General features: G+C 64.6%; 17 protein-coding genes and 1 pseudogene. 16 read left to right on the forward strand and 2 right to left on the reverse strand.

The window, feature by feature from the left end:
* On the reverse strand, positions 1 to 2,625 hold the full coding sequence (gene gyrA / locus AAXE93_RS09120; RefSeq protein ID WP_390130151.1) for a DNA gyrase subunit A: 2,625 nt from the start codon (positions 2,623 to 2,625) through the stop codon (positions 1 to 3).
* Positions 2,626 to 2,716: 91 nt separating this feature from the next.
* Between gyrA and AAXE93_RS09125 the strand changes: the two genes are divergently transcribed.
* The 5 genes and pseudogenes from AAXE93_RS09125 to rsmD all read left to right on the forward strand — a co-directional run.
* Positions 2,717 to 3,259, forward strand: a complete 543-nt coding sequence (locus tag AAXE93_RS09125) for a CAAD domain-containing protein (RefSeq protein ID WP_390130153.1) — start codon at positions 2,717 to 2,719, stop codon at positions 3,257 to 3,259.
* 63 nt (positions 3,260 to 3,322) lie between these two features.
* Positions 3,323 to 4,486, forward strand: coding sequence for a GuaB3 family IMP dehydrogenase-related protein (locus AAXE93_RS09130; RefSeq protein ID WP_390130156.1), 1,164 nt, complete (start codon positions 3,323 to 3,325; stop codon positions 4,484 to 4,486).
* Between the two features lie 180 nt (positions 4,487 to 4,666).
* Complete coding sequence (gene trxA, locus AAXE93_RS09135) at positions 4,667 to 4,990, forward strand: thioredoxin (protein ID WP_006851354.1); 324 nt, start codon at positions 4,667 to 4,669, stop codon at positions 4,988 to 4,990.
* 26 nt (positions 4,991 to 5,016) lie between these two features.
* The gene (gene hisH / locus AAXE93_RS09140) at positions 5,017 to 5,658 is read left to right on the forward strand and encodes an imidazole glycerol phosphate synthase subunit HisH (RefSeq protein WP_390130159.1); all 642 of its coding nucleotides are present in this window, start codon (positions 5,017 to 5,019) and stop codon (positions 5,656 to 5,658) included.
* Positions 5,655 to 6,194 (forward strand): annotated as a pseudogene (gene rsmD, locus AAXE93_RS09145) (16S rRNA (guanine(966)-N(2))-methyltransferase RsmD); the annotation flags it as partial. The gene hisH and the pseudogene rsmD, both read left to right, overlap by 4 nt.
* A gap of 10 nt (positions 6,195 to 6,204) precedes the next feature.
* On the opposite strand, the gene petG reads toward rsmD, so the two are convergent.
* Positions 6,205 to 6,321, reverse strand: coding sequence for a cytochrome b6-f complex subunit V (gene petG, locus AAXE93_RS09150; RefSeq protein WP_071823076.1), 117 nt, complete (start codon positions 6,319 to 6,321; stop codon positions 6,205 to 6,207).
* Positions 6,322 to 6,377: 56 nt separating this feature from the next.
* Here petG and AAXE93_RS09155 point away from each other — a divergent pair, with 56 nt between their 5' ends.
* The 11 genes from AAXE93_RS09155 (at position 6,378) to AAXE93_RS09205 (ending at position 14,830) form a co-directional block, all read left to right on the forward strand.
* Positions 6,378 to 6,791: a c-type cytochrome gene (locus AAXE93_RS09155; RefSeq protein ID WP_025362444.1), complete on the forward strand. Its 414-nt coding sequence runs from the start codon at positions 6,378 to 6,380 to the stop codon at positions 6,789 to 6,791.
* Between the two features lie 9 nt (positions 6,792 to 6,800).
* Positions 6,801 to 7,547, forward strand: a complete 747-nt coding sequence (locus AAXE93_RS09160; RefSeq protein WP_115132907.1) for an RNA methyltransferase — start codon at positions 6,801 to 6,803, stop codon at positions 7,545 to 7,547.
* Between the two features lie 28 nt (positions 7,548 to 7,575).
* Positions 7,576 to 8,721, forward strand: coding sequence for a serine hydrolase (locus AAXE93_RS09165; protein ID WP_390130162.1), 1,146 nt, complete (start codon positions 7,576 to 7,578; stop codon positions 8,719 to 8,721).
* Positions 8,718 to 10,070, forward strand: coding sequence for a DUF3370 domain-containing protein (locus AAXE93_RS09170; RefSeq protein WP_390130164.1), 1,353 nt, complete (start codon positions 8,718 to 8,720; stop codon positions 10,068 to 10,070). The genes AAXE93_RS09165 and AAXE93_RS09170 overlap by 4 nt, the downstream gene beginning before the upstream one ends.
* A 20-nt stretch (positions 10,071 to 10,090) precedes the next feature.
* A complete protein-coding gene (gene bchI / locus AAXE93_RS09175) occupies positions 10,091 to 11,179 on the forward strand; it encodes a magnesium chelatase ATPase subunit I (RefSeq protein WP_115009220.1) in 1,089 nt (362 codons plus the stop codon).
* An 18-nt stretch (positions 11,180 to 11,197) separates the two neighbouring features.
* On the forward strand, positions 11,198 to 11,662 hold the full coding sequence (gene ruvC, locus AAXE93_RS09180) for a crossover junction endodeoxyribonuclease RuvC (RefSeq protein ID WP_115132910.1): 465 nt from the start codon (positions 11,198 to 11,200) through the stop codon (positions 11,660 to 11,662).
* Entirely contained in the window at positions 11,659 to 12,231 is a 573-nt protein-coding gene (locus AAXE93_RS09185; RefSeq protein ID WP_390130168.1) for a 5-formyltetrahydrofolate cyclo-ligase, read from the forward strand. Before ruvC ends, AAXE93_RS09185 begins: the two co-directional genes overlap by 4 nt.
* Before the next feature lie 10 nt (positions 12,232 to 12,241).
* On the forward strand, positions 12,242 to 12,661 hold the full coding sequence (locus AAXE93_RS09190) for a hypothetical protein (RefSeq protein ID WP_390130171.1): 420 nt from the start codon (positions 12,242 to 12,244) through the stop codon (positions 12,659 to 12,661).
* Positions 12,662 to 12,668: 7 nt separating this feature from the next.
* Positions 12,669 to 13,091: a SufE family protein gene (locus AAXE93_RS09195; protein ID WP_115132913.1), complete on the forward strand. Its 423-nt coding sequence runs from the start codon at positions 12,669 to 12,671 to the stop codon at positions 13,089 to 13,091.
* A gap of 93 nt (positions 13,092 to 13,184) precedes the next feature.
* Positions 13,185 to 14,492, forward strand: coding sequence for a homoserine dehydrogenase (locus AAXE93_RS09200; protein WP_390130173.1), 1,308 nt, complete (start codon positions 13,185 to 13,187; stop codon positions 14,490 to 14,492).
* Positions 14,493 to 14,656: 164 nt separating this feature from the next.
* On the forward strand, positions 14,657 to 14,830 hold the full coding sequence (locus tag AAXE93_RS09205; protein WP_011364908.1) for a hypothetical protein: 174 nt from the start codon (positions 14,657 to 14,659) through the stop codon (positions 14,828 to 14,830).
* The last annotated feature ends 48 nt before the right edge of the window (positions 14,831 to 14,878 follow it).

Below are 14,878 nucleotides of genomic sequence, written 5' to 3' on the forward strand. Positions count from 1 at the left end.
TCAGCTGTCCTGAGCTTTGTTGTCAGTGTTAGCCGCTTCGGTGTCACTCGATTCGCTGTCGTTCGACGTGTCGTCAGCGGAGTCGTCGTCCGCTTCCGGCGGCACCAGCACCACCTTCAGCAGCCGGTCGCCCTTGTCGAGCTTCTGCAGACGCACCCCCGTAGCAGCACGAGACTGCTGAGGGATGGCATCGGCGCTGGTGCGCACGATCACGCCTTTCTCACTCACGAGCAGCAGCTCTTCACCTGCACCGAGCACACTCAGCCCCACCAGCTCGTCAGAGTCGGTGCGGAACTTCATCGCGCGCAGGCCCATGCCGGCCCGCTTCTGCAGGCGGAATTGCGTCACCGGCACCCGCTTGCCCAGACCCGAAGCCGAGGCCACGAGCACCCAGGGACCCTCGCTGGCGACATCCTCTTCATCGTCTGCGCTGGCGGCCACCTGATCGGCGAGTTCCACCGGCAGCACATCCATGCTCACCAGGGCATCGCCATCGCGCAGGCTCATCGACCGCACGCCGCGGGCCGTACGCCCCAGGGGCCGCAATTCCTCATCACTGAGGCGGAAGTGGATGGTCATCCCGGCTTTGGAGCCGATCAAGACGCTGTCGCCGGGCACTGCCAGGCGCACCCAGGTGAGGGCATCGCCTTCCTCCAAGTTGATGGCGATCAGGCCGTTGGAGCGGATGTTGCTGAAGGCCGAAAGGCGGGTTCGCTTGATGAAGCCACCGCGGGTGAGCATCACCAGGTCGGTGTCGTCGCTGAATTCCGACACCGGAATCAACGTGGTGATCGCTTCTTCCCGGGGGATCGGCAGCAGCTGCACCACCGGCGTTCCCTTGGCCGCACGGCTGCACTGGGGTACGCGGTAGGCGGGCAGGGCATAGGACACACCGCGGTCGCTGAACAGCACCAAGGTGTCGTGGTCGTTGCAGCTGATGAACAGCTTCACCGCATCTTCACCCTGGCTGCGGGTGCCCGCTTTGCCGCGGGTGCCGCGGCTGGTGGCCTCGAATTCACTCACCGGCATCCGCTTGAGATAGCCGGTCTCGGTGAGCAGCACCACCGACCGCTCGTTGGCGATCAGGTCGATGTCAGACAGGCCACCGCCGAGGTCGAGGATTTCGGTGCGGCGCGGTGTCGGGTAGCGATCACGCAGCTGACCGAGCTCGTCCTGGATGATCCCGAACACCCGCTCACGCCGGCCAAGGATGTCCTTGTAGTCGGCGATCTTGGTGACCAGATCCTCGTGCTCGAGCCTGATCTTGTCGGCCTCAAGAGCGGTGAGACGACGCAGCTGCATCTGCAGGATGGCGTCGGCCTGGATGTCGGACAGGCCATGGCGATCCTGCAGCTGTTGCCGGGCCGTGGCCGTGTCGGGTGCAGCCCGGATCAAGGCAATGATCGGATCGAGCTGATCGAGGGCCAGAAGCAGGCCCAGCAGGATGTGGTCGCGCTCTTCGGCCTTGCGCAGAAGGTATCGGGTGCGGCGCTCGATCGTCTCGACCCGGAAGTCGAGGAACACCTCGAGCATCTTGCGCAGGGTGAGCAGGATCGGCTCACCGTTCACCAGCGCCAGCATGTAGGCACTGAAGTTGCTCTGCAGCGGGGTGAGTTTGAACAGGTTGTTCAGCACCACCTGCGGGTAGGCGTCGCGGCGCAGCTCCACAACGATCCGCATGCCATCGCGGTCGCTCTCGTCGCGGATGTCGGAGATGCCCTCGAGCTTCTTGTCGTTGACCAGCTCTGCAATGCGCTCGATCAGCGCCGCTTTGTTGGTCTGATACGGCAACTCGGTGATGATCACCGCATCGCGATCAGGCCGCCCCGGTGCCTCGATCGTTTCGATGTTGGCCACGCCGCGCATCGTCACCGATCCGCGGCCACCCAGGTAGGTCTCACGGATGCCTTCACGCCCCAGGATCTGACCGCCGGTGGGGAAGTCTGGGCCGGGGATCAGCTGGATCAACTCCTGATCGGTGATCTCCGGGTTCGCGATCAACGCGAGCAAGCCATCAATCAGTTCATTGAGGTTGTGGGGCGGGATGTTCGTCGCCATCCCCACGGCGATGCCCGCCGAACCATTCAGCAGCAGCTGCGGGATCCGCGCCGGCAGCACCGTGGGCTCTTGCTGGGAGCCATCGAAGTTGTCGGCGAAATCAACGGTCTCCGCCTCGATGTCCTCCAGGAGGCTGTCGGTGGTGAGCGCCTGCAACCGCGATTCGGTGTATCGCATGGCCGCCGGCGGGTCGTTGTCCACCGAACCGAAGTTGCCGTGCCCATCGATCAGGGGCATCGACATGGAGAAGTCCTGGGCCATGCGCACCAGGGCGTCGTACACGGCGGTGTCGCCGTGGGGGTGATATTTGCCGAGCACTTCGCCCACCACACGGGCGCACTTGCGGTAAGGCCTGTCGCTGGTGAGGCCCAGCTCGTACATCGCGTACAGGATCCGGCGATGCACCGGCTTGAGACCGTCGCGGGCATCGGGCAGGGCCCGACCCACGATCACACTCATCGCGTACTCCAAATAGGAGCGCGACATCTCGTTGCGCAGGTCCGTCTGAATGATCCGATCGTCGGAATCGCCGGGACCGCCGCCGCCAGGCCCCACAGAATCCGTCATACGTGCATCAGACGTCCTTTGTCAGTCTATCTCGGACAGTAGAAGCAACAGAAAAATCCGGATAAACTGCCGAACGCTTTCCACTGACGTGATGGGTCCTGTCGACGAGCCGCGCCCTGAAGCCGAAACCCCAGGCAGCGACCCCACCCCCACACCGGAGCCCACGCCCGCCGCAACGCCGGAACCTGAGCCGACTCCGGCACCCACGCCAGGCCCAACACCGGCGCCCACTCCGGCACCGACCCCCGCTCCAACACCAGACCCGGTGATCGCCTCCACCTTGTCGATCCCTGCTCAAGAGAGCTCCGATGGTGACGGCGGCGAATGGGAGCTGCTGGTGGGCAATGTGAAGGACTGGCTTGAGCAGAACGATCTGGCTGAGCTCTGGACCAAAGCCCAGCTGCCGCTGCGGGTTGTGGGCGGCCTGATCGTGTTCAGCCTGGTGGCGAGGGTTTACTCCGGCGTGCTCAGCACCATCAACAGCATCCCTCTGGTGCCAGGCCTGCTGGAGCTGGCCGGCGTGATCTGGCTGGTGAACTTCGCCCTGCGCAACCTGATCCGCAACAGCGATCGGGACAACTTCATCAAGGGCGCCCGCTCCACCTGGACCCGCGTGACAGGCCGATCGAGCTGACCCGATCAAGCTGAGCCGATCATCCCGATTGGTAGCTTGATCAGACTTTATTGAAGTCGCGCGGTGGACATTCAGCTCGGACGCTCCAAGACCGTTCGCCGGGCCTACGGAATCGATGAAATCGCCCTGGTGCCTGGGGGTCGCACGGTGGACCCCGAGGTCACCGATACCCGATGGACCCTGGGCGGCATCGAGCGCGAGATCCCGATCATCGCCAGCGCCATGGACGGCGTGGTGGACGTCGGCATGGCCGTTCGCCTGTCCCAACTGGGCGCCCTCGGCGTGTTGAACCTTGAGGGTGTTCAGACCCGCTACGAAGACCCCAACCAGGTGTTGGATCGCATCGCCGCCGTCGGCAAGGACGAATTCGTCCCGCTGATGCAGGAGATCTACAGCCAGCCGGTTCAGGAGTCGCTGATCCGTAAACGCATCCACGACATCAAAGCCCAGGGCGGCATTGCCGCCGTTAGTGGCACTCCGGTGGCCGCCATGCGTTTCGGAAAGGCCATTGCCGAAGCCGGAGCCGACCTGTTCTTCGTGCAGGCCACTGTGGTCTCGACGGATCACACCGGTCCTGCAGGCCAGGAGACCCTTGATCTGGAAGCCCTGTGCCGCGACATGGGCGTTCCCGTGGTGATCGGTAACTGCGTCACCTACGACGTGGCCCTGCAGCTGATGCGGGCTGGTGCCGCCGGCGTGATGGTGGGCATCGGTCCCGGTGCCGCCTGCACCTCCCGTGGCGTTCTCGGCGTGGGCATTCCCCAGGCCACCGCAGTGGCCGACTGTGCTGCCGCCCGGGCCGACTACGAAAAGGAAAGCGGTCGCTACGTGCCGATCGTTGCCGACGGTGGCATCGTCACCGGCGGTGACATCTGCAAGTGCATCGCCTGTGGCGCCGACGCCGTGATGATCGGTTCACCCATCGCCCGGGCCGAGGAAGCTCCCGGCCGTGGCTTCCACTGGGGCATGGCCACGCCTAGCCCGGTGCTGCCCCGCGGCACCCGCATCAATGTGGGCAACACCGGCAGCATCGAGCGCATCCTGCGCGGCCCGGCCAAGTTGGACGACGGCACCCACAACCTGCTGGGCTGCCTGAAGACATCGATGGGCACCCTGGGCGCCCAAACCATCAAGGAGATGCAGCAGGTGGAGGTGGTCGTGGCACCCTCCCTGCTGACGGAAGGCAAGGTTTACCAAAAGGCCCAGCACCTCGGAATGGGCAAGTAGGGCAGGGCTAAACTGGAGCTGTGCGGGCTTCGGCCCACACACTCCTCACACCCCCCGGCCCGGCGCGATCGGGCTTTCACTCTTTGTGGAGAGCGACTGTCACAGTTCCCTTCTCAGCAGGGAAGACCTGTGTTTTCGCTCAAAACCGTTGCTAAATTCTCTTTAAATTCCCCTGCTCATATGTCCAGCGCAGCTGCTGTCACCGACGCATCCTTCGAGCAGGACGTGCTCCAGAGCGACGTGCCGGTTCTTGTGGACTTCTGGGCACCCTGGTGCGGACCCTGCCGCATGGTGGCTCCGATCGTGGAAGAGATCGCCAAGGAATTTGACGGTCAGATCAAGGTGTTCAAGCTCAACACCGACGAGAACCCCAACGTCGCCAGCCAGTACGGCATCCGCAGCATCCCGACGCTGATGGTGTTCAAGGGCGGCCAGAAGGTTGACACCGTCGTGGGTGCTGTTCCCAAGGCAACCCTGTCAGGCACCATTTCCAAGTACCTCTGAATCCGTCCCCAGAACGGATCGACCGGTTGAGTCTGAACCTCGGGTTAATCGATTACGGCATGGGCAATCTCCACTCCGTGGAGAAATGCCTAGAGCGGCTTGATCAGGGCTGCTCGTTGATCCATAACGCCGAAGATCTAGAGGGCGTCGATGCGCTGATCCTGCCCGGGGTCGGCGCCTTTGATCCGGCCATGGCCAACCTCAGTGCCACCGGACTGGTGCCCCACCTGCTGCGCTGGGGCCAGGAGGATCGCCCTTTGCTCGGCATCTGCCTCGGCCTGCAACTGCTGTTCGAGCAGAGCGAAGAAGGCAGCGATCCAGGCCTCGGGCTCTTGGGCGGACGGGTGAGCCGCCTGCCCAGTAACAGCGGCGAACGCATCCCCCACATGGGCTGGGCACCGTTGAAGCATCACGGCAGCTGCCCACTGCTCAGCAGCGATGCCCCCTCGGAATGGGTGTATTTCGTGCACAGCTACGCCGCTGTTCCCAGCGATCGAAATGACCTCAAGGCCTCGGCCCCCTTCGGCGATCAGGAGGTGACCGCTGTGGTCTGGCGGGGCCGCGTCGGCGCTTGCCAGTTCCATCCGGAGAAGTCGTCCGATGCCGGAGAAGAGATGCTCAAGCGCTGGTTGACCTGGCTGCGCAACGGGGCTGAACCCTGCCCATGAGCGGTGGCGGGCAACTGCGCCTCAGCGGGGGGCGACGGCTGCTGAGCCCCGGGGGTCGCACGGCTCGGCCCACCACCTCAAGGGTGCGCGAAGCGGTGATGAACATCCTCGCCCCGCACCTGCAGGACTGCCGCTGGCTCGATCTCTGCAGCGGAAGCGGCGTGATGGGCTGTGAGGCCCTGCAACGGGGGGCGCGCTGTGTGGTGGCCGTTGATCAAGACCCGCAGTGCATCCGCATCACCCGCAGCAATCTCAGTGCCGTGGCGGCAACTCGTTCACCGGCTCCGGAGATCCGCACCGAACGGCGGGAACTGATTGCATGGCTGCGCAAGAGCTGGAGCCAGGAGCCCTTCGACATCGTCTATTTCGACCCTCCCTACGACCAGGGCCTCTACGAACCCTGCCTGATCGCCCTCGCCGCGGGGAATTGGCTTCACCAGGATTCTCTGGTGGTGTGTGAGCACCGCTCCAACCTGAACCCAGAACTGGGCTCAGATTGGACGGTGGTGGATCAACGCCGCTACGGCATCAGCAGCGTGATGCTGCTCAGCCCCCCAGAGCGCTGCCACCACGGCGGTACTGGTTCCATGCTGCCACGAACAGACCCATCAGCGTGACGGGGATCAGACCCAGAACGATGCCGCAGAGCAGAGGTTCGATCATTGCGTCGCGTCAGCAATCAGAATTAGAGAGAATTCTCTCATTGGAACTCCAGGTCTGTGGTCCAGCCGTCACGAATTGCGGCCGAATCGGCATCAGCTGATGCAAATGATTCGAGCGATCGGGGTCGCGGCCTGATCGCCGCACTCGTGGTGTCGGCTGCGACAGCTTGCGTGGTGCTGGTGCTGTGGGTTCTGGGCAGCGCCCAGCAGGACCCCTACATCAAGGCCAGCCTTGAGTTGCAGGGAGCCGTGGACCATGGCGGACAGCTGTTCAGGATCAACTGCGCCGGCTGCCACGGCCTTGCCGGCCAGGGGTTGGTGGGTCCTCAACTTCAGGGCGTCAGCAACCAGCTCAAAGACCCCGTTCTGGTGCACCAGATCATCAGTGGCGAAACTCCCCCCATGCCGAGCTTTGAGATGGAACCGCAATCGATGGCCGATCTGCTGGCCTACCTGCACACCCTCAGCTGAGCCGCTGCATTGAATGCTGTCGTCGTGCTGGTGGAGCCGGCCGGCCCCCTGAACATCGGAAGCGTGGCCAGGCTCTGCGCCAATTTCGGGCTGAGCGAACTGCGGCTGGTAGCCCCCCGCTGTGACCATCTCAGCGAGGAGGCCATGCTGATGGCCGTGCACGGCCAGGCGCTGCTTCAGGCGGCCGTGGTGGTTCCCGACCTGCTGACAGCCATCAACGATTGCCGCCGCACCGTGGGCAGTTGCGGACGCCTGGACCATGGCGAGATCCCCCTGCAAACACCCGAGCAGGCCCTGGGTTGGTTGCTGGCCGGCGATGGCAGCAGCCCCAGCTCAGACGCCCCCATGGCCTTGGTGTTTGGACGGGAAGACCGCGGCCTCAGCAACAGTGAGCTGCGGCTCTGCCAGAGGGTTCTCTGCCTGCAGAGCGGGGAGGCCTATCCCTCGCTGAACCTCTCCCACGCCGTGGCGGTGGTTCTGCATGAGTTGGCCCGCCTCAACAGCGGGAGCACTGAAACCCGCTGCATCGAGCCGCCATCGCCGGACCCGGCAGCCGCCAAGGCGCTTTCAGCCTGTCTTGACGACGCCACCGACCTGCTGCTGGAGGCCGGTTTCCTGTTGGAGCACACCGCCTCCGCCCGCATGGCCAAGGTGCGGGATCTGCTGCAACGCGCCACGGTGCGCGCCGAAGAGGTGGCTCTGCTGCGGGGAATGGTGCGCCAACTGCGCTGGGCCATCCGCGCCAAGCGCCCCTAATCTCTGCCGAACAGTCACGGCTGAAAGGTTGAGCAGCAGTCGTTCGTCACGTCGCTCCGCCGGCTGGAGAGGTCCGGCCCAGCTCATCCTGCGGCTGGTGTTGATGGGGGTGGGTCTTGGACTGCTCACCGGCAGCGGCCTGCGGCTGCTGGCGCCCCGCGTTCAGCAACAGGAGATCGCCCTGCCCAGCTGGCTGGCCGATCAAGCGCTGATCACCACGCTGCTCGGTGACGCCGTGGAGCCGCCCAGCACTGAAAATGCCTCAGGGAAGAAAACTTCTTCTGTCGTGGCGAAGGGCCTGAAGCAGGCACGCTTCGCCCCCAGGCAGGAAATCAGGGCGCTGAGTGAGCGCTGGCTGGAGCTGGCCGCGCAACAGAGCGATCTGCAGGCCAGCGCCTACATGCTGATTCTCGACGACGGACGCTTTGCAGCCATGCAGGCCGAACGGCCGATGGCTGCCGCCAGCTCGATCAAGACGCCGATCCTGCTCGCAGTGCTGGAACTGCTGGATCAGGGAACACTGCAGTGGAACGAACCGCTCACGCTCACGGAAGAGCTGGTGGGGGGAGGCGCCGGATGGATGGCATCCCGGCCCGTGGGTAGTCGCTTCCCCACCCATGAGGTGGCCACGGAAATGATCCGGGTTAGCGACAACTCCGCCACCAACCTGATGATTGCCCGGGCTGGGGGAATGGATGCGATCAACGCCCGCTTTCAGGAGCTGGACCTGCCCTCGACCGTGGTGAACAACTGGCTGCCGGATCTCGACGGAACCAACACCACCAGTGCCAGAGATCTCAGCCGGGCCATCGCCTTGGTGGACGGCGGTGAGCTGCTGGCTCCACGCAGCCGGGATCTGTTTCGCGAGGTGATGGGCACTTCGATCACCAACACGCTGCTGCCCAGGGGCTTGATGCGCGGCCTCGGTGGCGCCCAGGGCGAACCGGACGCAAGCCTGGCCCTCAAGGGATACCGCGTCTACAACAAAACAGGTGACATCGGCATCGCCTACGCCGATGCGGGGCTGATCGAACTCCCCGACGGACGACGCGCTGTGGCGGGATTTCTGGTGGAGGGCCCCTTCAATGACCCCCGATCCACCGAACTGATCCGTCAGCTCGCCGCCGCCATGGCACCGCACCTCAAACCCATCCCTGTTCCGCCCAAGCCATGAAGCTCGCTCCGCTGTTGTCTGCTGCCTGGCTGGCTGTTGCAGCCATGCCCGGCGCTGCGGAGGTGATTGAGCGTCAGCAGAGCGTTCGCCCCCTGCCGGGAGGCCTCGACAGCGTGTTGATGGTGAACGACAACAACCCCGAACTGATCGATGACGACGGCATCCTGATCTCAACCTTCCCCGATGGGAAGGCGGCGTCGGTTCCGGTGGTGCTCAACGGTCGCTTCGACCTGTTCAGCCACCACGTGTATGCCGGTGATACGGAGGGCAGCCCCAGCTCAACCCTGTGGCTGGCGGTGCTTGCAGCTCCGCTGGGGAATGCTCCTGTGTCCCTGCAGCTGCTCTCGGGCAGCACTTCGCTCTCGCAGGCCACAGGGCCCGGCCAGACCCAGGCCCCCTTTCTTCCCTTGCCGAGCCTGATGCCGGAAACCACCGACGTGGTGGCGTCTGGCCCCGGCAGCCGTGTGGCCGGAGATCTGTTGGCCGGCCGCCGCGCAGCGGAACTCACCAACCGCCGCTGGAGCCTGGCACCGGGCGCACCCACACAGCTGCTGCTGCTGCCCATTCCCGTGGCCGGTCTCGATCCCCTGCTCAACGGCCGCAACCTGCAACTGCGCTTCCACAGCTCCGGCCCTGTGGCGCTGGCCACCCTGGCCGCCCACGGTGAAAACGGAAAGGCTCCAAGCGAACAGCACTGGCTGCAGCTGCTCAAGGAGCAACGCATGAGCAGCAAGGAGCACCAACCCACCCCACGGGGGAGCAAAGGCAAAATCATTTATTCCCGGGTGAGCGGTGTTCAGATCGGCAGCAGCTGGCGGGCCCACATCACCGACCCGGGAAGCCCGGTGCTGGCCGCACCCACGGCCCCCATCTCCTGGCCAATCAGCAGTCTGGAGCGCGGCACCCTCGCCACCAACCAGGTGCAAACCGCGGAACTCAAACGCTTTTACCCCGGCACCGCCTGGGCGGCCCATGGCAACTACGGGGTGGAGTACGACCTCACCCTGCCGCTGCAAAACACCGGTTCAGCCGCGGTCACACTGCAGTTGTCGCTGGATTCGCCCCTCAAAGGCAACAGCACCACCTCTCTGCTGCGCTTCCGCGATGACCTCAACGGTCCGGTGATGTTCCGCGGACCAGTGCAGACCACGGGTCTGGAGGATCCCGAGGGTGGTTCCAAGGGGCGCCAGACCCAGCACCTGGTGCTGCGCCAGGGGCAGCGGGGGCCGTCCTTGGGACAGCTGATGCTCCAGCCAGGGGAGGCCAAGCAGGTGCGCGTTCGCCTGATCTATCCCGCTGATGCCACGCCACCGCAGGCCATCACCGTGCAGCCTGTGAAACAATCCTGAGCACGCCTAGAGAATTGCTCGTGACTGCACCCCGGAAGCGCAGGGTCTTCCCCTTCACTGCGGTGATCGGTCAAGAGGAGATGAAGCTGGCCCTGCTTCTCAACGTGATCGATCCGCGCATCGGCGGCGTGATGATCATGGGAGACCGTGGCACCGGCAAATCCACCACGATCCGTGCCCTGGCTGATCTGCTGCCGGACATCGACGTTGTCGCCGGCGATCCCTACAACAGCTCGGCCAGCGATCCCGACCTGCAAAGCAGTGAGGTGCGCGAGCGGATGCAGCAGGGGGAAACCCTGAGCACTGAACCGCGGCAGGTGCCGATGGTGGACCTTCCCCTCGGTGCAACGGAAGACCGCCTCTGCGGCACCATCGACATCGAGAAAGCCCTGAGCGAAGGCGTGCGCGCCTTTGAACCCGGCCTGCTGGCAAAAGCCAACCGCGGCCTGCTCTACGTGGATGAGGTGAACCTGCTCGACGACCACCTCGTCGACGTGCTTCTCGATTCAGCGGCCTCCGGCTGGAACACGGTGGAGCGGGAAGGCGTCTCCGTGCGCCACCCCGCGCGTTTCGTGTTGATTGGCTCCGGCAACCCCGAGGAAGGCGAACTCCGCCCCCAGCTGCTCGACCGTTTCGGCATGAGCGTGGAAGTGCGCACCGTGCGTGATCCGGAGCTGCGGGTGCAGGTGGTGGACCAGCGCACCTCCTTCGATAGCGACCCCGATGGCTTCAGCACCGCCGTGGAGGGCAATCAAAACGCCCTGCAACAGCGGGTGGTGGAGGCCCAGCAACGCCTCGGCCAGGTGACCATCGATGAGGACCTTCGTCTGCGCATCTCCGCCGTCTGCGGCGAGCTCGATGTGGATGGTCTGCGGGGTGACATCGTCACCAACCGTGCTGCCCGGGCCCTGGCCGCCTTCGAAGGACGCACGGAAGTGAGCGAGGAAGACGTGGCCCGCGTGGCCTCCTGCTGCCTGCGCCACCGTCTGCGCAAAGACCCCCTCGAGCAGGTGGATTCCGGCGACCGCGTGGTGAAGGTGTTCTGCAAGGTGTTTGAGCGCAGCGAGAGCAGTGACCGCGCTGATTTCGAACTGGCCCTCGCCGCCTGATCCCCCCACAATCAGCCCATGCGGATCCTCGGCATCGACCCGGGCCTCGCCCGGGTGGGCTACGGGGTGATCGACATCCAGGACGGATGCCAGCGCATGCTCGATTGCGGCATCATCCAGACTGATTCCGATCGCTCCGACGGTGATCGCATGGTGGAGATTGCTGGCGACCTGCGCCAGCTGATCCGGATCTGGCGCCCAGAACTGGCGGCCGTGGAGAAGTTTTTCTTTTACCGATCCAGCAACACCATCAATGTGGTTCAAGCGCGTGGCGTGGTGGTGATGACCCTGGCCCGCTTCAAGATCCCGATGGTGGAGTTCCCACCCATGCAGATCAAACTCGCCGTGGCGGGGTTCGGCCATGCCGAGAAGGATGAAGTGCTGGAGGCGGTGATGCGGGAGTTGAACCTGGAGGAACCGCCCCGCCCGGACGATGCGGCCGATGCCCTGGCGGTGGCGCTGACGGCCTGGTTGCAGCGATGAGCAGTAAGCCAACCCTCCGCCGTCACTTCAAAGCGCAGCGTCATCTGGGGGAAGCCGCCACGCGATCCATCCAGAACGCCGTGGCGGCGCTGATCGACCAGTCCAACTGCGGTAACCGCCATGTGGGGGTCTACTGGCCCCTTCCGGGGGAAGCGGATTTACGGCCGCTGCGGGAGGGTCCCCATCCGCCCTTGGCCTTGCCAGTGGCCAATGGCAACGGCCGGCTCATCTACCGAAGCTGGGGTGAGGACCCGCTTCAGCCCGATGGCTGCGGCATTCCCGCTCCTGCCGCTGGAGATGCTCTGCAACCCGATCAGCTGGCGCTGCTGCTGGTGCCGGCTCTGGCGGTGGACGGCGCGGGAATCCGCCTGGGCTATGGCGGTGGGTATTACGACCGGCTCAGGGCTGATCCCGCCTGGGCTGCCGTGCCGGCCTGGGTGGTGCTGCCCTCAACCTGCCTTGCGGCCGAAGCGTTGCCTCGAGAGTCCTGGGATGTTCCGTTCACCGGCTGGATCACGGAACAGGGAGCTGGTCGGCCCGCCTGGGGGCCGCATCATGGGCACCATTGATCGCCCTTCCATGCTGCGTCTGCTGGCTCCACTGCTTCTGCTCGGCTCAGTGTTGCAGGGCGCGCTGCTGGCCCCTGCCAAAGCCCATCAGATCGAAAGTGCTCTGCAGTATCTCGATGGCGATCTGCAATTGAGCAGCAGCTTTTCCAACGGTGAGCCCACCCAGGGGGCCGTTGTTCGCCTGCTCAATGCCGATGGCACGCCAGGGCAGGAACTGGGCCGCACCGATGCCGAGGGACGCCTGAGCCTCGATCTCAGCAGCGTTGGCAACGGCACCGTTGATCTCCAGGTGGACGGAGGTCCAGGCCACCGCGACTACCTCGAACTTCCCGTTCAAAACGGCGAAGTGGATCTGAATGAGGTGGTCATGTTCCCCTTCAGCCTGGTGATGGTGGGGCTGCTGGTTAGCGTGCGACTTCGAAACGACTGAGCCCCACATGGCCACCAGCACCGGCAGTGATGCCCTCGACCGGATGGTGGAGCGCCTGGGCGGCACCGCCGATCCAAAGCGCCGCTATGAGTACGTGCTCTGGTTGGCCAAGAAGCTTTCGCCCATGCCGGCCGAGGAGCAGACCGACGACATCAAGGTGAAGGGATGTGTGTCGCAGGTGTTTGTGCGGGGTGCCCTCAATGAAGGAGTGATGCGCTGGCAGGGGGACTCCGATGCGCTGATCACCAAGGGACTGCTCGCATTGTTGATCCAAGGGCTGGATGGATTGACGCCGGCCCAGGTGCAGGCGGTGGACCCGGCCTTCATTGCGGCAACAGGCCTGCAGGCCAGCCTGACGCCATCCCGCGCCAATGGCTTCCTCAACATCCTTCTGGCCATGCAGGAGCAGGCCCGTCAACTGGACAGCTGACCCAAGCGCTGATCAGGACAGGGACAGGAACAGAAGCCGAATCACGTCAATACATAGAGTCGCTCGCAAACGTTCCAACACGGATCACAGGGGATGGCAGCAAAGGTCGGCGTGGGTCTGCTGGGACTGGGCACGGTTGGCGGTGGAGTGGCATCGATCCTCCAGAACCCCAGCGAACGTCACCCGCTGGTGGGTGAACTGGAGCTGATCCGCGTTGCCGTCCGCGATCTGAACCGCCCCCGGCCCGTGGCCCTGGACGAAAGCCTGCTGACCACCGACCCATCGGCGGTGATTCAGGACCCAGCCGTGGACGTGGTGGTGGAGGTGATCGGTGGTCTGGAGCCGGCCCGCAGCCTGATTCTCCAGGCGATTGCAGCCGGCAAATCCGTGGTGACCGCCAACAAGGCCGTGATCGCACGCCACGGTCAGGAAATCGCTGAAGCCGCGGCCGCCGCCGGGGTGTACGTGCTGATCGAGGCCGCCGTTGGTGGCGGCATTCCCATCATTGAGCCACTGAAGCAGTCCCTGGGGGGCAACCGCATCAACCGCGTCAGCGGCATCATCAACGGCACCACCAACTACATCCTCACCCGCATGGCTGAGGAGGGGGCCGCCTATGACGCGGTGCTCAAGGATGCCCAGGAGCTGGGCTACGCCGAAGCCGATCCGGCAGCGGATGTGGACGGTCTTGATGCGGCCGACAAGATCGCGATCCTTGCGACCCTGGCCTTCGGCGGCAGCGTGGATCGCGCTGCCGTTCCCACCGACGGAATCAGTGGCCTGCAGGGCGTGGATGTGGATTACGCCAATCAACTGGGCTACGGCGTGAAGCTGCTGGCGGTGGCCGAGCGCATGGCTGAAAGCGGCGATCCCCTGCCCCTCTCCCTGCGGGTGCAGCCCACGCTGGTTCCCAAGGACCACCCCCTGGCGGGCGTGAACGGCGTCAACAACGCCATCCTTGTGGAAGGTGACCCCATCGGCCGGGTGATGTTCTACGGCCCCGGCGCGGGCGCCGGCCCGACCGCCTCTGCAGTGGTGGCCGACATCCTCAACATCGCCGGCATCCGCCAGGCCAGTGAAGGGCCGGGGAACGTGGATCCCCTGCTGGCCGCCAGCAGCTGGCGCCCCTGCGCTCTGGTCGACTCAGGCGACATTCGCCAACGCCACTATGTGCGTTTCAAGACAAAAGACGCCCCTGGCGTGATCGGCAACGTGGGCGGCTGCTTCGGCCAACGCAACGTGTCGATCCAGTCGATCGTGCAGTTCAATGCCAGCGACGCCGGCGCCGAGATCGTTGTGATCACCCACGAAGTGAGCCAACGTCAGATGAATGAAGCCCTGGACGCCATCCAGGCTTTGCCGGAGGTATCTGGCCTGGCCGCTCACCTCGGCTGCCTCTAGGGAGAGCTTCAGCCCTGGCGAATACCCCCTGGCGTGCGTCAGAGTGTCAAGAACTTTCACAGCACGGGCCTGAATTCTCAGATCTGTGCTCGAAACGGTTCATGCAGAACCTCACCTGTTCGAGTCCCGGTCAAGGCTGCCCCCTAGAGGAGGGGGTGAATCCGATGACGGTGCACCAGGGAGATTGCGTCAATCTCGACAGTGACGACGACACCTACCAAGTGATCGGCGTGGATGGTGACCACGACCGCTGCTGGGTGCGCCGCTGGCCCCTTCAGAGCAACGAGGGCTCACCGGTGTTCGAAATCTCGTTGGAAAGGATTCGCCAGGTCGGGTAAGTCCCTGTTGAATGGGCCGACCCGTGTTGGTTGAGGCCCGTTGAAGCG

Source organism: Synechococcus sp. HIMB2401 (assembly GCF_042883245.1).
Taxonomy (GTDB): Bacteria; Cyanobacteriota; Cyanobacteriia; order PCC-6307; family Cyanobiaceae; genus Parasynechococcus.